Source organism: Actinacidiphila sp. bgisy167 (assembly GCF_965342175.1).
In the GTDB taxonomy this organism is placed as follows: Bacteria; Actinomycetota; Actinomycetes; order Streptomycetales; family Streptomycetaceae; genus Actinacidiphila.
Genome location: NZ_CBDRBL010000016.1, coordinates 1 through 17,664 on the forward strand (window position 1 = coordinate 1; position 17,664 = coordinate 17,664).

Annotated in this window: 12 protein-coding genes; 7 read left to right on the forward strand and 5 right to left on the reverse strand. The window is 73.5% G+C overall.

Annotated elements, in window-relative coordinates; translation table 11 throughout:
• The first annotated feature begins 187 nt into the window (after nucleotides 1-187).
• Nucleotides 188-1,657, forward strand: coding sequence for a maltokinase N-terminal cap-like domain-containing protein (locus ACRWND_RS08850; RefSeq protein WP_431947753.1), 1,470 nt, complete (start codon nucleotides 188-190; stop codon nucleotides 1,655-1,657).
• Between the two features lie 36 nt (nucleotides 1,658-1,693).
• A complete protein-coding gene (gene glgB, locus ACRWND_RS08855; RefSeq protein ID WP_431947755.1) occupies nucleotides 1,694-4,306 on the forward strand; it encodes a 1,4-alpha-glucan branching enzyme in 2,613 nt (870 codons plus the stop codon).
• 103 nt (nucleotides 4,307-4,409) lie between these two features.
• Here the strand turns inward: glgB and ACRWND_RS08860 are convergent, their stop codons facing one another.
• Together ACRWND_RS08860 and ACRWND_RS08865 are read right to left on the reverse strand one after the other, a co-directional pair.
• On the reverse strand, nucleotides 4,410-5,189 hold the full coding sequence (locus tag ACRWND_RS08860; protein WP_431947757.1) for a metallophosphoesterase family protein: 780 nt from the start codon (nucleotides 5,187-5,189) through the stop codon (nucleotides 4,410-4,412).
• A gap of 476 nt (nucleotides 5,190-5,665) precedes the next feature.
• Nucleotides 5,666-7,039, reverse strand: coding sequence for a cation:dicarboxylate symporter family transporter (locus ACRWND_RS08865; RefSeq protein ID WP_431947914.1), 1,374 nt, complete (start codon nucleotides 7,037-7,039; stop codon nucleotides 5,666-5,668).
• Nucleotides 7,040-7,181: 142 nt separating this feature from the next.
• On the opposite strand from ACRWND_RS08865, the gene ACRWND_RS08870 reads away from it, so the two are divergent.
• Both ACRWND_RS08870 and ACRWND_RS08875 read left to right on the forward strand, forming a co-directional pair.
• A complete protein-coding gene (locus ACRWND_RS08870; protein WP_431947759.1) occupies nucleotides 7,182-8,816 on the forward strand; it encodes a sensor histidine kinase in 1,635 nt (544 codons plus the stop codon).
• Nucleotides 8,813-9,496, forward strand: a complete 684-nt coding sequence (locus ACRWND_RS08875; RefSeq protein WP_431947761.1) for a response regulator — start codon at nucleotides 8,813-8,815, stop codon at nucleotides 9,494-9,496. The genes ACRWND_RS08870 and ACRWND_RS08875 overlap by 4 nt, the downstream gene beginning before the upstream one ends.
• A 38-nt stretch (nucleotides 9,497-9,534) precedes the next feature.
• Here ACRWND_RS08875 and ACRWND_RS08880 read toward each other — a convergent pair whose 3' ends face one another.
• Nucleotides 9,535-10,560: an ATP-dependent 6-phosphofructokinase gene (locus tag ACRWND_RS08880; protein ID WP_431947763.1), complete on the reverse strand. Its 1,026-nt coding sequence runs from the start codon at nucleotides 10,558-10,560 to the stop codon at nucleotides 9,535-9,537.
• 159 nt (nucleotides 10,561-10,719) lie between these two features.
• Between ACRWND_RS08880 and pta the strand changes: the two genes are divergently transcribed.
• The 3 genes from pta (at nucleotide 10,720) to pyk (ending at nucleotide 15,507) form a co-directional block, all read left to right on the forward strand.
• The gene (pta, locus tag ACRWND_RS08885; protein WP_431947765.1) at nucleotides 10,720-12,798 is read left to right on the forward strand and encodes a phosphate acetyltransferase; all 2,079 of its coding nucleotides are present in this window, start codon (nucleotides 10,720-10,722) and stop codon (nucleotides 12,796-12,798) included.
• A 23-nt stretch (nucleotides 12,799-12,821) separates the two neighbouring features.
• Complete coding sequence (locus tag ACRWND_RS08890; protein WP_431947767.1) at nucleotides 12,822-13,973, forward strand: acetate kinase; 1,152 nt, start codon at nucleotides 12,822-12,824, stop codon at nucleotides 13,971-13,973.
• 109 nt (nucleotides 13,974-14,082) lie between these two features.
• Nucleotides 14,083-15,507, forward strand: coding sequence for a pyruvate kinase (gene pyk / locus ACRWND_RS08895; RefSeq protein WP_431947769.1), 1,425 nt, complete (start codon nucleotides 14,083-14,085; stop codon nucleotides 15,505-15,507).
• Between the two features lie 133 nt (nucleotides 15,508-15,640).
• On the opposite strand, the gene ACRWND_RS08900 is transcribed toward pyk, so the two are convergent.
• Together ACRWND_RS08900 and ACRWND_RS08905 are read right to left on the reverse strand one after the other, a co-directional pair.
• Nucleotides 15,641-16,975 carry a hydrogenase expression protein HypF gene (locus tag ACRWND_RS08900; protein WP_431947771.1) on the reverse strand — a complete coding sequence of 445 codons (1,335 nt, stop codon included), beginning with the start codon at nucleotides 16,973-16,975 and terminating at the stop codon, nucleotides 15,641-15,643.
• Nucleotides 16,965-17,585, reverse strand: coding sequence for a DUF6114 domain-containing protein (locus ACRWND_RS08905; protein WP_431947773.1), 621 nt, complete (start codon nucleotides 17,583-17,585; stop codon nucleotides 16,965-16,967). Before ACRWND_RS08905 ends, ACRWND_RS08900 begins: the two co-directional genes overlap by 11 nt.
• Nucleotides 17,586-17,664: the final 79 nt, after the last annotated feature.

Here is a 17,664-nt window from a genome sequence, read left to right on the forward strand (position 1 = left end):
CTCCCCCTGCCGGATCCAGCGTCATATCGGATGCTGTACGGGCCCTTGTCCCTCGCACGCCACGTACGCCAATTGCTCCACCGGCTCGGATGATATTCGTCCGACACGTCCCACTCGTCGGACCATCGCCCCAGCGCGCCCCTTCACTTAGGGAACCAGCAGGCCCGGCACCCGAGGAAAGGACGTCATGTCGGACACCTCGTGGCTTCGCACCTCCGCAGTCCGGTCGGGGACCACCGTGCCCCCCGCGCCTGGTCTGCTCCCCGCGCTCGTCCCGATGCTGCGCGAGTGGCTGCCCCGGCAGCGGTGGTTCGCCGGGAAGGGACGGCCGATCAGCGGCTTCGGGCTGGTCTCGGCCACCGAGCTGCTGCCGGCCGACGGGCGGCTCGGCGCCCCCGGTCTCCTTCATCTGCTGCTCGACGTCCACCACGACGCGCGGGAGGGGGCGTCCGGCGCCGGGCACCGGCTCGGGCAGGGGCAGCCGACCGACACCTACCAGCTGCTGCTCGGCACCCGGGCGCTGCTGCCACCCGCGCTGGCGCCCGCCCTCGTCGGTCACGCCGTCGGCGGGCCCCTGGACGGCCTGACCATCTACGAGGCCCTGCACGACCCGCGCCTGACGTCCCTGCTGCTGGAGCGGCTGCGCGCCCCCGGCCGCACCGGGCACCTGCGTTTCGGCTCCGAGCCGGGCGCGGCGATCCCGGCGGGGCTGGCACCACGGCTGTCCACCGCCGAGCAGTCCAACAGCTCGGTCATCTACGGCGACACCTTCATCCTCAAGCTGTTCCGGCGCGTCGCCCCGGGTCCCAACCCCGACCTGGAGCTCTCCCTGGCCCTGGCGCGGGCCGGCTCGCGGCGCGTCGCGGCGCCCGCCGCCTGGTTCGAGGCGCTCGGCCTGTACGACGAACCCGCCACGCTCGGCGTGCTGCAGCGCTTCCTGCCCGGTTCTGCCGGCGCGTGGGAACTCGCCCTGCAGGCCGTGGAGGACGGCAGCGACTTCTCCGGCGAGGCGCACGCGCTGGGACGCGCCACCGCCGAGGTCCATCTGGCGCTGGCGCGCGCCCTGCCGACGAGCACCCTGCGGCGTCCGCAGATCGAACTGCTCGCCGCCGCCATGGCCGCACGCCTGGACGCCGCCGCGGCGGCGGTGCCCGCTCTGCGGCCGTACCGCGCGGCGCTGCGGGCCGCCTTCGACGACCTCGCCGCGCTCGGCGCGCGCGGCACGGTGCTGGCCGCGCAGCGCGTGCACGGCGACCTCCACCTCGGGCAGGCGCTGCGCACCCGTCCCGGGGGGTGGGTGCTGATCGACTTCGAGGGCGAGCCGGCCCGGCCGCTGCCCGAACGCCGCCGTGCCGCTCCCCCGGTGCAGGACGTCGCCGGGATGCTGCGCTCCTTCGACTACGCCGCCCGGCACCACGACCCGTCCGCCGCCGAAGCGCCCGAGTGGGCGCGGACGCAGCGCGCCGCCTTCTGCGCGGGCTACGCGGAGGCCGCCGGGACCGATCCACGGGACGAGCCCGTCGTGATACGGGCCTTCGAGACCGACAAGGCCGTCTACGAAGTGCTCTACGAGGCCAGGCACCGGCCCGCCTGGCTCTCCATCCCCATGGCCGCGGTGCGCCGCCTCGCGCAGCCCCCGCACGGCCGCACCCCCTGACCGGGCATCCCGCGCCCATCCGAGGAGGACCTGATCGTGACCGATCGCCAGCCGTTCCCCGACGCCATCCCCGGCCCGGGCGGAAAGGGGAGTGCCCGCGCCGCACGTTCCGAACACGGCAGCGGGTCCGAGGGCTCGGCTCCCCCGCCGCCCCCCGTCGACCCGCTGATCCCCCCGGCCCCGGCCGCCGGGGCGCGCGGGGCCGCCGGCGCGAAGCGCGCACGCGGGGGCACGTCCGAAGGCGCCAAGCCCGGGGCCACGGGCGCCCGGCCGCCCGCGAAGCGCCCGCAGCCGGACCCCACCGGCTCCTCCGAGGCCGCCGCACGCGGCTACGACAGCACCGGGCGCGGACGGCGGCCGGCTTCCGGCGCCGCTCCGCGTCCCGCGCCGGAAGCCGGCCGGCAGGCACCGCCGCCCGCGCCCGGGGTCGCGGTCGCCGCGGGCCCCGCGGCCGGCGATGTTCCGCCGGCCCCCGGGCTCGACCCGGGCGAGCGCCGGCGCCTGCTGGACGGCTCCCACCACGACCCGCACGCCCTGCTCGGCGTCCATCGCGTGACGGACGGCCTGGCCTTCCGCGCGCTGCGGCCCTACGCGCGCAGCGTGGCCGTCGTCACCGCCGACGGGGCCCGCACGGCGCTGCACCACGAGGGCGACGGGCTGTTCAGCGGCGTGCTGCCGCTGACGGAGGTCCCCGAGTACCGGCTGGCCGTCGCCTACGACGGCGACGAGCGCGAGGTGCACGACCCCTACCGCTTCCTGCCCGCCCTCGGCGAGCTCGACCTGCACCTGATCGCCGAGGGACGGCACGAGCAGCTGTGGCGGGCGCTGGGCGCCGAGCCGATGACCCACCAGGGGGTCGCCGGCACCCGCTTCACCGTGTGGGCGCCCAACGCCCGCGGGGTGCGGGTGGTCGGCGACTTCACCTGCTGGGACGGCACCGCCTTCCCGATGCGCTCGCTGGGCTCGTCCGGCGTCTGGGAGCTGTTCCTGCCCGAGGTCGGCGAGGGGCAGCGCTACAAGTTCGAGGTCTGCGGCGCGGACGGCGGACGGCGGCTCAAGGCCGATCCGATGGCCCGCCGCACCGAGGAACCGCCGGCCACCGCCTCGATCGTCACCGTCTCCCGCCACGAGTGGCGGGACGCCGACTGGATGGCCTCGCGCGGGCGGCTGCCGGTGCACGAGGCCCCCTTCTCGGTGTACGAGGTGCACCTCGCCTCGTGGCGGCCGGGGCTGTCCTACCGCGAACTGGCCGAGCAGCTCCCCGCGTACGTGCGCGATCTGGGCTTCACGCATGTGGAGCTGATGCCGGTCGCCGAGCACCCCTTCGGCGGCTCCTGGGGCTACCAGGTCACCTCGTACTACGCCCCGACCGCCCGGATGGGCACCCCGGACGACTTCCGGTACCTGGTGGACGCGCTGCACCGGGCGGGCATCGGCGTGATCATGGACTGGGTGCCGGCCCACTTCCCCAAGGACGACTGGGCGCTGGCGGGCTTCGACGGCACCAACCTCTACGAACACCCCTGGCGCGGCGAACATCCCGACTGGGGAACCCTGGAGTTCGACTTCGGCCGCACGGAGGTCCGCAACTTCCTGGTGGCCAACGCGGTCTACTGGTGCGAGGAGTTCCACATCGACGGACTGCGGGTGGACGCCGTCGCCTCGATGCTCTACCTCGACTACTCGCGCGAGGACGGCGAGTGGGCGCCGAACGTCCACGGCGGCCGCGAGGACCTCGACGCCGTCGCCTTCCTGCAGGAGATGAACGCGACGGTCTACCGGCGCTGCCCCGGCGTCGTCACCATCGCCGAGGAGTCCACCGCCTGGGACGGCGTCACCCGGCCCACCCACCACGTCGGCCCGACCGGCTTCGGCGGGCTGGGCTTCGGTCTGAAGTGGAACATGGGCTGGATGCACGACTCGCTGGAGTACATCAAGCACGAGCCGGTGCACCGCAAGTACCACCACAACGAGATGACCTTCTCGATGGTGTACGCCTACAGCGAGAACTACGTCCTGCCGATCTCGCACGACGAGGTCGTCCACGGCAAGGACGCGCTGGTGGCCAAGATGCCCGGCGACTGGTGGCAGCAGCGCGCCAACCACCGCGCGTACCTCGGATTCATGTGGGCACATCCGGGCAAGCAACTGCTCTTCATGGGGCAGGAGTTCGCGCAGGGCGCCGAATGGCACCACGAACACGGGCCGGACTGGTGGCTGCTGGACGAGACGTACTCCGCGGCGGGCGACCACTGCGGCGTACGGGACCTCGTCCGGGACCTCAACACCCTGTACCGGGCCACGCCGCCGCTGTGGCAGCGCGACACCACCCCGGACGGCTTCTCCTGGCTCGACGGCGGCGCGGCCGAGGACAACGTCTTCTCCTTAATCCGCATGGACGCCGGGGGCGACCCTCTGGTCGCGGTCAGCAACTTCTCGCCGGTCGTCCGGCACGGCTACCGGATCGGCGTGCCGGACGGGGTGGAGGCGCTGCGGGAGGTGCTCAACACCGACGCCGCGGGCTACGGCGGGAGCGACGTCACCAACCCCGAGCCGCTGAAGTCCGAGCCGGTCCCCTGGAACGGCCGCGGCCAGAGCGTGCAGCTCACCCTGCCGCCGCTGGCCACCGTCTGGCTGCGGCCCGCCTGACCGGACGCCGTCCCGGGCCGCCGGGTGCGGCCCGCCCGCGCCCCTCGGGTGCGGGCGGGCCCGCCCGTGTCACGGCGGGACGAGACCTCGCCCCGCGTCGGCGTCAGCCGCCGCCGCGCGCGTGCTCCGGCGCGGGCCGCCCGTCGCGCGGCCCCCACGCCTCGATCACGGCCTCCGCCGGATGGCAGCCGAGGACGTACTCCCGCACCCACGGCGCGGCGCCGTCGAAACCCGACTCCGCGACGATCCGGGCGGCCGCCGCCTCACGGTCGTAGACCGTGCGCCGCAACTGGACGCCGCCCGCGCCCAGGAGTGCCCAGTGGGCGCCGCCGCGGCCGTACGGCATGCCCACGCTTCCTGGGTTGACGACGAGCCGGCCGTGGACGATCCGCGCGTACGGCATGTGCGTGTGCCCGCAGACCACGGTCTCCACCTCCGGGGCGACGCCGGACATCACCTCGGCCCAGCGTTCGGCACGGGAGTCGACGAGCACGATCTCCTCGTCGTCGCGCGGGGTCGCGTGGCAGAACAGCGTCCGGCCCGGGCCGTCGACCTCCAGCTCCAGGGTGTCCGGGAGCCCGGCCAGCAGCGCCGCCTGGTCCTCGCTGAGCCGCCGCGCCGCCCAGTCCGACTCGGGGTACCCGGTCGCGGCGCCCGTACGGCGGTGCTCGACCAGTTCCCGGTCCGCGTTGCCGCGGATCCACAGGGCGCGCCCGCCGAGGGCGCGCAGCGCGTCGAGAGTGGGCGCCGGCATCGGCCCTGCCGCGTGGTCCCCGGTGAGGACCACCCGATCGGCGGCGCGGACGTCGGGCTCGGCGAGCACGGCCTCCAGGGCGGGCAGATTGCCGTGGACGTCGGACAGGACCGCGACTCGTCTCAGCACACCCCTCACTCTGCCCGCCTCCGGGGCATGTTGCGCCGGGCGTTCGCCGAGGGCGTGACGGCCGGACCACCGAGGGCGTGACGGCCGGACCACCGAGGGCGCCCGCGGGGAGCGCGAGTTCGGCCGGACGCCCTGTACCGGCTGGGTACGGCAGGACGTGTACCTCCGGGAGCGCGTCCAGGTGCAGTCCGCGCCGGCCGTCGCGGCCTGGGCGCAGCTGCGCCGGTACAGCCCGCCACGGCCGCCGCGCGTACCGGATGGCGGCGGACGAACCGGAGCTTGTGCGGGTGCGGTCGGCGTCGCTGGACCTGGACGACCCGCATGCCGAGGCCTGCGGCCCCGGCTCACCCGGGACGCGGAGGACGCGGTGTCATGGGAGCACACCACCTGGCGGGCGCGGCGCGAGATGCGCGCGGGAGCACACCAAGGGTCCCGCCGGGCGGAGGGGATCCGCCCGACGGGATGGTGACGGATGGTCAGGCCGTCGCCACCGGCTCCTTGCCGGATGCCGCCGGAGCGGCGGGCTCGGTGGCGGCGCCGTGGCCGTGGTCGATGAGCGTGGTCTCGTCGAAGGGCAGCTCGCCGGCGAAGACGCGCTGGGCCTGCTCGCGGTCGAACTCCTTGGTCCAGGTGCCGATCAGCACCGTGGCGACGGCGTTGCCCGCGAAGTTGGTGACCGCGCGCGCCTCGCTCATGAAGCGGTCGATGCCGACGATGAGGCCGACGCCGTCGACCAGGGCCGGCTTGTGCGACTGGAGCGCCCCGGCCAGGGTCGCCAGGCCCGCGCCGGTGACGCCGGCGGCGCCCTTGGAGGCGACCATCATGAACAGCAGCAGGGTGATCTGCTGGCCGATGGCGAGCGGCTGGCCCATCGCGTCGGCGATGAACAGCGAGGCCATGGTCAGGTAGATCATGGTGCCGTCGAGGTTGAAGGAGTAGCCGGTCGGCACGGTGATGCCGACGACCGGGCGGCTGACGCCCAGGTGCTCCATCTTGGCGATGAGGCGGGGCAGCGCCGACTCCGAGGAGGAGGTGGAGACGATCAGCAGGAACTCCCGGCCGAGGTACTTCAGGAGCTGGAAGAGGCTGATCCCGGCGATGAAGCGGAGCATCAGGCCGAGGACGACCACGACGAAGATCAGGCAGGTGACGTAGAAGCCCAGCATGATCGTGGCGAGGGCCTTCAGGGCGTCCACGCCGGCCGAGCCGACGACCGCCGCGATCGCGCCGAAGGCGCCGATCGGAGCCGCCCACATGATCATCGACAGCACGCGGAAAACCAGCTTCTGGATGTGGCCGATGCCGCGCAGGACCGGCTCGCCCGCCGTGCCCAGGGCCTGCAGGCCGAAGCCGACCAGCAGCGCGACCAGCAGGGTCTGCAGCACCTGGCCCTCGGTGAAGGCGGAGACAAGGGTGACCGGGATGATGCTCAGCAGGAAGTCCGGCAGGGTCTCGGCCGGGGCGTCCTTGGCCTGCGCCTGCCCCACGTCCTTGAGCGCGTCGGTCAGGTGCAGTCCGTCGCCGGGTTGGAGGATGTTGCCGACCACCAGGCCGATGGCGAGGGCGACGAAGGACATCACCACGAAGTAGCCGAGGGCGAGGCCGCCGACCCTGCCGACCTTGGCGGCCTTGCGGACCGACCCCACGCCGAGCACGATCGTGCAGAAGATGATCGGCGAGATCATCATCTTGATCAGGTTCACGAAGCCGGTGCCGATGGGCTTCAGTTCGACGGCCGCGTCGGGCGCCACCATCCCGAGCACGGCGCCGGCGATCGCGGCGACGAGCACCGCGATGTACAGGAAGTGGGTGCGGTCTCTGCGACCCTGGGTACGGCTCTGTACCGGCACTGACACCTTCGTCTCCTCGGTCCATCCGGACGCCGTCCCAGGACGCCCGCGATCGGATAGGTCCCGGTGACTATGCGCCGTGCCGTGAGCCAGGTCACGTTTGCGTTCATTGTGTTCGCGGCACCTGTGCACACTGGTGGGCATGCCGCTTCCGACCCGCTTCCGCCGCCCCCGGCCGCGCCGCCGCGCGCACAGCCTGGCCGGCCAGTTGTTCGCGATGCAGGTGGTCATCGTGGCCATGGTGGTCGCGGGCATCGCGGCGCTCGTCTACGCGGGCACCGCCGCCCGCGCGCGGGACGCCGCGCGGGACCGGGTCACGGCCGCGGCGCGGGCGGTGGCCGACGCGCCCTCGGTCGCGGCGGCGATCCGCGGCGCTGACCCCACCGCCGCGCTCCAGCCGTACGCGGAGCAGGTCCGGCGGGACGCCGGGGTGTCCTTCGTGACCATCATGAGCCGGGACGGCATCCGCTGGACGCACCCCGAGACCGCCCAGATAGGCCACCGCTTCCTCGGCCACATAGAACGCGCCCAGCACGGCGAGACCTTCACCGAGACCTACACCGGCACGCTGGGCGCGTCCGTGCGCGTGGTCACCCCCGTCCTCGACGACGGCCGGATCGTCGGCCTGGTCAGCGTCGGCATCACGGTGGAGACCATCACCGGTCAGGTGCGCGACCAACTGGTGGTGGTCATCGGGATAGCCGCGGCGGCCCTGGTGGTCGGCGGCCTCGGCACCTACCTCGCCAACGCCCGGCTGCGGCGGCACACGCACGGCATGGCCGCGGACGAGCTGAGCCGTATGTACGACTACCACCAGGCGACCCTGCACGCGGTGCGCGAGGGCCTGATCCTGCTGGACGCGGCCCGCAGGGTCGCGCTGTGCAACGACGCCGCCCGCGAACTGCTGGGCCTGCCCGGCAACGTGGTCGGCTCGTACGTCGCCGGCCTCGGGCTGCCCGCCTCGCTGACCGGCGCGCTGCTGGCGGCCGAGCCGCGGGTGGACGAGGTGCACCTGACCGCGGAGCGGGTGGTGGTCGTCAACACCTCGCCGGTGAGCGGCGGGGAGCGCCGCGGCACCGTGGTGACCCTGCGGGACCACACGGACCTGCAGTCGCTCACCGGTGAGCTGGACTCCGTGCGCGGCTTCGCCGAGGCGCTGCGCTCTCAGGCCCACGAGGCCTCCAACCGGCTGCACGCGGTCGTCTCGCTCATCGAACTCGGCCGGGTGGAGGACGCGGTGGAGTTCGCCACCGCCGAACTGCAGCTCGCCCAGGCGCTGACCGACAGCGTGGTGGCGGCGGTGGCGGAACCGGTGCTGGCCGCGCTGCTGCTGGGCAAGGCTGCCGAGGCGAACGAGCGCGGCGTGGAGCTGACGGTCACCGAGGACAGCCGTATCGACGACGGCGTGCTGCCTGCCGCACTGACCTCCCGGGATCTCGTCACCCTGCTGGGCAACCTGATCGACAACGCCCTGGACGCCGCCATCGAGGGGGCCGCGCTGACGACCGCGCGCCCGCACGTCGAGGTCACCGCCCGGGCCGACGACGGCGAGTTGCTGCTGCGGGTCACCGACAGCGGGCGCGGGGTGGACCCGGCGGTGGTGCGCGAGGTCTTCCGGCGCGGCTGGACGACCAAGAGCCACGGGCACGGCCTCGGGCTCGCGCTCGTCGCGCAGACCGCCCGGCGTGCGGGCGGCGCCGTGGACCTGGACCGGGCGGTGGGCGGCGGCGCCTCCTTCACCGTACGGTTGCCGCTGCACAGGGAGGTACCGACATGATCAAGGTGCTGGTCGTCGAGGACGACCCGGTGGCCGCGGACGCCCACCGGCTGTACGTCGAGCGGCTGCCGGGGTTCACGGTCGCGGCGGTCGCCCACTCCGGGAGCGCCGCCCTGCGCGCGCTGGACCGGCACCAGGTGGACCTGGTCCTGCTCGATCTCAACCTGCCCGACGGGCACGGGCTGCAGGTCGTGCGCACGCTGCGGGCGGCCGGGCACACCGCCGACGTGGTGGCGGTGACCTCGGCCCGGGATCTTGGCGTGGTGCGGCAGGCCGTCTCGGTCGGGGTGGTGCAGTACCTGCTGAAGCCCTTCACCTTTCCCACGCTTCGCGACCGGCTGCAGCGCTGGGCGCGCTATCGCGACGGGCTCGCCGGCGGCGAGGCCTCCGGGCAGGACGAGGTGGACCGCGCCCTGGCGGCCCTGCGCGGCCCGGAGGGCTCGGTGCTGCCCAAGGGCCTCAGCGCCCCCACCCTGGAGGCGGTGACGGCGGCGCTGCGCGAGGCGGAGCGGGGCCTGTCGGCGAACGCGGCGGCCCAGGCCGTCGGCGTCTCCCGGATCACGGCCCGCCGCTACCTGGAGCACCTGGTGGAGACCGGCCGCGCGGTCCGCGCCCCGCAGTACGGCCAGGTCGGCAGGCCCGAACTCACCTACCGCTGGGCGCCGCAGCACCGCGCCTGAACCGTCCGCGCACACGGCCCCGTCGAGGCGACGGCCCGTCAGAAGACCACGGCCGCCTCCTCCATCCGGTCCTCGGGCACCCGCTTGAGCACCATCACCGCGTCGGCGAGCGGCACCAGTTCCACCGCGGTGCCGCGCAGCGCCGTCATGCACCCGAAGGCGCCCTTGTGCGCGGCCTCCACGGCGTGCCACCCGAAGCGGGTGGCCAGCACGCGGTCGTACGCCGTGGGCACCCCGCCGCGCTGGACGTGCCCGAGGATGACCGGGCGGGCCTCCTTGCCCAGGCGCTGCTCCAGCTCGACGGCGAGCCGCGCGCCGATGCCGGCGAAGCGCTCGTGGCCGTAGGCGTCGATCTCGCCGTGGGCGTACGGCATCGTGCCCTCGGCGGGGTGCGCGCCCTCGGCCACGCAGATGACGGCGAACTTCTTGCCACGGGCGAAGCGCTCCTCGACCATGGCGACGAGGTCGGCGGGGTCGAAGGGCCGCTCCGGCAGGCAGATGCCGTGCGCGCCGCCGGCCATGCCGGACTCCAGGGCGATCCAGCCGGCGTGCCGGCCCATGACCTCGACGACCATCACCCGCTGGTGTGACTCGGCGGTGGTCTTCAGGCGGTCGATCGCCTCGGTGGCGACGGTGACGGCGGTGTCGAAGCCGAAGGTGCGGTCGGTGGCGGAGATGTCGTTGTCGATGGTCTTGGGCACGCCGACCACCGGCATGCCGGCGTCGGCGAGCAGTCGGGCCGCGGTCAGCGTGCCCTCGCCGCCGATGGGGATGAGCACGTCCAGTCCGTAGCCGGAGCACAGGGTGCGCCAGTTGTCGGCGGCCTCGTGGAGGCGGGCGCGTTCCAGGCGGGAGGAGCCCAGAATGGTGCCGCCCCGGGCGAGGATGCCGCTGACGGAGTTGAGGTCGAGCGCGCGGTAGTGGCCCTCCAGCAGACCCCGGAAGCCGTCCTCGAAGCCGATGACCTCGTCGCCGTGGCAGCTCACCGCGCGGTGGGTCACCGAGCGGATCACGGCGTTGAGTCCCGGGCAGTCGCCGCCGGCGGTGAGGACTCCGATGCGCATGGCGCTCCACGCTCCCTCCGGTCGCGTGTACGGTCGCCTGTTCGCATCGTAGGTCCGCACCGGACCCGCCGCGCGTCATACGCACACCGAACGGTAATGTCAAGAGATGTCCGCCACCCGACTGGGGTGGATCACGCCGGGCAGAAACGGAGAGAGCGCGTGACGCGCAGCGTGTACGTAACCGGTATCGGCAGGGGGGACGGCCGCCAGGTCGTCGAGCTGGGCGTGATGGAACTGCTGTCCCGGCAGGTGGACCGGGTCGGGGTGTTCCGGCCCCTCGTCCACGACACGCCCGACCGGATGTTCGAGCTGCTGCGCAGCCGCTACCGGCTCACCCAGGACCCGGCGACCGCCTACGGGCTGAGCTACGAGGAGGCGGCCGCGCTCCAGGCCGAGCAGGGCCGGGACGCCCTCATCGCGGGCCTGGTGGACCGCTACCACCTGGTGGCCGCGGAATTCCCCACCGTGCTCGTCCTCGGCTCGGACTTCCACGAGACCAACCTCCCCGGCGAGCTCGGCATCAACGCCCGGCTGGCGAACGAGTTCGGCGCCTCGGTGATCCCGGTGATCGGCGGCCGCGACCAGAGCGCCGAGTCGGTCGTGGACGAGGTCCGCAACGCGCACCTGTCGTACAGCGGGCTGGGCTGCGACATCGTCGCCATGGTCGCCAACCGGGTGCCCCCGCAGGTGCTGGAGGAGACCGCGCAGCGGTTGCGCCGGCGGCTGCCGGTGCCCGCGTACGTGCTGCCCGACGAGCCGGCCCTGTCGGCTCCCACGGTCGCCCAGGTCGTCGAGGCGCTCCACGCCGAGGTGCTGCTCGGCGACCACGGCGGCCTGTCCCGGGACGTGATGAACTTCGTCTTCGGCGGCGCGATGCTGCCGAGGTTCATCCAGGCGCTGACGCCGGGCTGCATGGTGATCACCCCCGGCGACCGGGCGGACCTGATCATCGGCTCGCTGGCCGCGCACTCCGCCGGCGCACCGCCCATCGCCGGCATCCTGCTCACCCTGGACGAGGTGCCCGGCCCGGAGATCATGGCCCTGGCGGCCCGGCTGGCCCCCGGCACGCCGGTGCTGTCGGTGCCCGGCGGCAGCTTCCCGACCGCCGCCGAGCTCTTCGCCCTGGAGGCCCGGCTGGGCGCGGCCACCCCCCGCAAGGCGGAGACCGCGCTCGGGCTCTTCGAGAAGCACGTGGACGGCGGTGAGCTGACCGAGCGGCTGTCGGTGGTCCGCGGCGAGCGCGTCACCCCGATGATGTTCGAGCACGAGCTGATCGAACGCGCCCGCTCGGCCCGCCGCCGGGTCGTCCTCCCCGAGGGGGCGGAGGAGCGCATCCTGCACGCGGCCGAGGTCCTGCTGCGCCGGGACGTCTGCGACATCGTCCTGCTCGGCGACGAGGACGCCATCCGCAAGCGGGCCGGCGAGCTCGGCGTCAACCTCGACGTGCCCGGCTGCACCCTGACCGATCCCCAGACCTCGCCGCTGCGCGAGAGCTTCGCCGAGCTCTACGCGCGGTTGCGCGCCCACCGGGGCGTCAGCTACGAGCTGGCGTACGACGTCGTGGCCGACGTCTCCTACTTCGGGACGCTGATGGTGGAGCAGGGACTGGCCGACGGCATGGTCTCCGGCGCCGTCCACTCCACCGCGGCGACGATCCGGCCGGCCTTCGAGATCATCAAGACCTCCCCGGGCGCCTCCATCGTCAGCTCGGTCTTCTTCATGTGCCTGGCCGACCGGGTGCTGGTGTACGGCGACTGCGCGGTCAACCCGGACCCGGACGCCGAGCAGCTGGCCGACATCGCGATCCAGTCCGCCGAGACCGCCGCCCAGTTCGGGGTGCAGCCGCGGGTGGCGATGCTGTCGTACTCCACCGGCACCTCCGGCTCGGGCGCCGACGTGGACAAGGTGCGCCGGGCCACCGAACTCGTCCGGCAGCGGCGCCCGGACCTGCTGGTGGAGGGCCCGATCCAGTACGACGCGGCGGTCGACGCGAAGGTCGCGGCCACCAAGCTGCCGGACTCGGAGGTCGCCGGGAACGCCACCGTGCTGATCTTCCCGGACCTCAACACCGGCAACAACACCTACAAGGCGGTGCAGCGTTCGGCGGGCGCGGTGGCCGTCGGCCCCGTGCTGCAGGGCCTGCGCAAGCCCGTCAACGACCTGTCGCGCGGCGCGCTGGTCCAGGACATCGTCAACACCGTCGCCATCACCGCCATCCAGGCCCAGGGCGAGCGGTGACCGGCCACACCAGGGAAGGCACCGTGACCGCTACCCGCGTCCTCGTCCTCAACTCCGGCTCCTCGTCGGTGAAGTACCAGCTCCTGGACATGGCCGACGGCAGTCGGCCGGCGGCCGGGACCGTCGAGCGGATCGGCGAGCCGGGCGGGGTCGCGGACCACGCCGAGGCGCTGAAGGCCGTCGCGGCCGAACTCGCCGACCGCGGCCTCGGCCTGGACTCCCCCGAACTGGCCGCGGTGGGCCACCGGGTCGTGCACGGCGGCACGCGCTTCACCGAGCCGACGCTGATCGACGACGAGGTGCTCGCCGCCGTCGAGGCGCTGGTGCCGCTGGCCCCGCTCCACAACCCCGCGAACATCACCGGCATCCGGGTCGCCCGCGACCTGCGCCCGGACCTGCCCCAGGTCGCCGTCTTCGACACCGCCTTCCACTCCACCGTCCCCGAACACGCCTACCGCTACGCGATCGACCGGGAGACCGCCGACGCCCACCAGGTGCGCCGCTACGGCTTCCACGGCACCTCGCACGCCTACGTCTCCCGCGCCACCGCGCGGCTGCTCGGCAAGGACCCCGCCGAGGTCAACGTCATCGTCCTGCACCTGGGCAACGGCGCCTCGGCCTCCGCCGTGCGCGGCGGGCAGTGCGTGGAGACCTCGATGGGGCTCACCCCGCTGGAGGGGCTGGTGATGGGAACTCGTTCGGGGGACCTGGACCCCGCGGTGGTCTTCCACCTGGCCCGTGTCGGCGGGATGGCGGTCGACGAGATCGACGCCCTGCTCAACAAGCGCTCGGGCCTGCTGGGCCTGTGCGGTGACAACGACATGCGGGAGATCGCCCGCAGGATGGCCGAGGGCGACGCCGCCGCGCAGCTCGCCTTCGACGTCTACGTCCACCGGCTGCGCAAGTACGTCGGCGCCTACACGGCCGTGCTGGGCCGGGTCGACGCGATCGCCTTCACGGCCGGCGTCGGCGAGAACTCCGCCGCGGTGCGGGCCGCCGCCATGAGCGGCCTGGAGGGCCTGGGCGTCGAGCTGGACCCGGTGCGCAACGCGGTGCGCGGCAGCGCGGCCCGTGTGGTGTCGGCCGCGGGCAGCCGGGTCACGGTGGCGGTCGTCCCCACCGACGAGGAGTGGGAGATCGCACAGCAGGCGTACGCGCTGGTGACCGGCCGGTGACACATGGGAGCCACCCGAAGGCTCTACTCTATGCCCGCCGTCCGCACCGTCCATGCCTCCCCCGCACGGGAAAATTCCGGAGCGGAACAAACCCGATAGGATCGTCCTCATGCGCCGAGCGAAAATCGTCTGCACCCTGGGTCCCGCCGTCGACTCCTACGACCAGCTGAAGACGCTGGCCGAGGCCGGTATGAACGTGGCCCGTTTCAACTTCAGCCACGGCAGCCACGCCGAGCACGAGGAGCGCTACCGGCGGGTGCGCAAGGTCTCCGAGGAGACCGGACGTGCCATCGGCGTGCTGGCCGACCTCCAGGGCCCCAAGATCCGCCTGGAGACCTTCGCGGACGGTCCCGTGGAGCTGGTCGCCGGTGACGAGTTCGTCATCACCACCGAGGACGTCCCCGGTGACAAGACCATCTGCGGCACCACCTACAAGGGCCTGCCCTCCGACGTCCGCGCCGGGGACCCCGTCCTGATCAACGACGGCAACGTCGCGCTGCGCGTGATCGAGGTCGAGGGCCAGCGGGTCCGCTGCCTGGTCGTCGAGGGCGGCGTCATCTCCGACCACAAGGGCATCAACCTGCCCGGTGCCGCGGTCAACGTGCCCGCCCTGTCCGAGAAGGACATCGAGGACCTGCGCTTCGCGCTGCGCATGGGCGTCGACATGGTGGCGCTCTCCTTCGTCCGCGACGCCAAGGACGTCCGTGACGTCCACCGCGTCATGGACGAGGTCGGCCGGCGCGTGCCGGTCATCGCCAAGGTCGAGAAGCCGCAGGCGGTCGACAACATGGAGGACGTCGTCGCCGCCTTCGACGGCGTCATGGTGGCCCGCGGCGACCTGGCGGTGGAGTACCCGCTGGAGAAGGTCCCGATGGTGCAGAAGCGGCTGATCGAGCTCTGCCGCCGCAACGCCAAGCCGGTGATCGTCGCGACCCAGATGATGGAGTCGATGATCACCAACTCCCGTCCGACCCGCGCCGAGGCCTCCGACGTCGCCAACGCGATCCTGGACGGCACGGACGCGGTCATGCTCTCCGCCGAGTCCAGCGTCGGCAAGTACCCGATCGAGACCGTGAAGACGATGTCGCGGATCATCGAGGCGGCCGAGGTCGAGCTGCTCAAGCAGGGCCTGTGGCCGCTCAACGGCCGCAAGCCGCGCACTCAGGGCGGCGCCGTCGCCCGGGCCGCCGCCGAGCTCGCGGACTACCTGGACGCCAAGACCCTGGTCGCCTTCACCAAGTCCGGCGACACCGCCCGCCGGCTGGCCCGCTACCGCGTGCCGCAGCCGGTGGTGGCGTACACGCCCGACGAGTCGACCCGCAACATGCTGGCGCTCACCTGGGGCGTGCAGACCACCGTCGTCCCGCACGTGAACACCACCGACGAGATGGTGGAGATCGTCAACCAGGAGATGCTGAAGCTCAGCGACTACACCGAGGGCGACACCGTGATCATCACGGCCGGCTCCCCGCCCGGTGTCACCGGCACCACCAACCTGGTGCGGGTCCACCACCTCGGTCACCGCGCGGTCTGACCGGCCGCCGGACCGCCCGGCGCACGCGAGACGGCGGAGGGCGCCTCCCCTCACGGGGACGGCGCCCTCCGCCGTTTCGCGGGTGCGGGTGCGGGTAAGGTCAAGGGCTCAGGCAGGGCGGGGCGGTCCCCGCTCAGTCCGCGGTGTTGTACACGTGCATGCCGGGGATCGTCAGCGTGCCGCCGAACTGCCCGGCCTGCCGCACCGTGACGTTGCTGAAGAACGCGGCCGGCACGTCGACCGGGGGCGGGGTGTCCGGGGTGAACAGGATCGGGATGAGCCCGAAGAGGTTGCCCTCCAGCGACTCGGTGTACATCGTCACCGTGCCGTCCCGGATCGTCGAGGTGCTGCCCTTGCGGGCGTCCACGTGGCCGACGGTGCCGTTCGGGCCGATGACCTCCTGCCGCAGGTCCTTGATGTCCACGCCGGTGGCGGTGAACTTCAGGACCTTCTTGACCTTCCCGCTCCAGGTCTTGACCTCGACGATGCCGTGGTAGCGGAGCCCGGTCAGGGTCAGCAGGCTGCTGCGCAGGATCCACGGCTCGTCCGGCAGCAGCGACGGCGTCTCCTGGAAGGCGGCGTCCGCCAGGGCCTGCGCGTCGTGGGTCGGGCACGGGAACGGGCTCCTGCCGTCCTCCGGCGCGTCCGCGGGGTTCCGCGCAGGGCGCAGGGGCTGCGCGGCCTTCCCGGCGGTCTGCGCGACTTCTCCGGCGTCCTGCGCGGCCTTCCCGGCGGTCGAAGCGAGTTTCCCGCCCGTCTCCGGCACCGGCTTCCCCGCTGCGGCGGTGGTGTTCCCCGCCTCCTCAAGGACGGTGCCCGTTGCGGCGCCCGGCGAGGAGGCGGCCGACACCGCGTCCGGGGCGGGCGTCGTGGCCGGCGAGGGGGCCTCGTCGGACCCCGTGCTCCTCTTGCCGAGGCCCAGCAGGTCGCCGAGCGCGTCGTCGATCCCCAACGGGTCCAGCAGGTCGTGCTGGTCGGCCGCCGACGGCGAGGCGGACGGGGACGGCGCCGTCGCCCCCGGGCCGCCGGAGGAACCGCCACCGCCGGAAGAACCGCCTCCGCCGGCCTCGCCCTTGCCGCCGCTCCCTCCATCGGCGGAGCCCGAGGAGGGGCCGTGCGACGAGGCTCCCCCGGTCGGCGTCGGGGTCGTGGCGCCGCCGCTCGACGGTGTACCGACCGGCGGCGTGGTCGGCGTCGCGGCGTGCGACGGCTCGTCGGGCTGCTCGACGCACTTCGTGCCCGAGAACGGGTTCCTCGGCAGTTCGTCGGCGGAGGCCAGCCGCGGGGTCAGGCCCATGCCCATCAGGACCGCCGTCGGCATCGCGGCCAGGGCTATCGCCTTGCCCGCGGGCATCTGCAACTTGGTCAGCAGCGACTTCCTCGGCGCCGCGTGCCGCGGGCCCGTCCTGCCACGGGCGCCGCTGCCCGCGGCGGCCCCGGAAGCCGGCTCGACCTCATCACCCCGCACTGTGCCTCCCGTTCGCGTCTACGGTCTCGGCGGCGTCCGCCGGACGCCGCGGGGCGGTCCCCTCCTGACCCTCGGCCGGGTCGGCGGCGGCCGCCGGGTACGCGCCGTGGGCCGCCGCGTACGGGGAACCGGGCGGCGGCGCCTGGCCGGTGCCGCCGTCGTCGCCCTTGCCGCTGCCGGGCAGTTCCGCCGGGTCCGCGCCGCCGTCGGCGGGCGGTACGCCTGGGGCCCAGGAGAGGGCGAGGGCACCGCCGATAAGACCCAGCAGGAAACCCATCACGAAGCCGCCGAAGTTGGAGACGACCAGCGACACCAGCGCCAGCAGGATCGACGCGACGCCCGCGAAGAACCGCACCGCCGCCTGGAACCACATGGTCAGGCCGAGCACGACCAGCAGCACGCCGATGATCAGCGAGCCGGACCCGGCCGTGGTGGCCATGGTCAGGCTCAGCGCGCCGAGTGAGAGATGGGCGTACGGGAAGTACGCGATGGGCAGTCCGGCCAGCAGCGTCAGCAGGCCCGCCCAGAACGGCCGCTGCCCGCGCCATACGCGGAAGCGGTACCGCCACGAGCCGAACCGGCCCCTCAGTCCGTATGTCTCGGCGCTCATGGAAAACAGCTCCCTGGGACTGGCGTTCTGAAAAGAGTCGAGGAGGAGGAAAGGTGAGGGGCATCCCGTGCCCCCCACC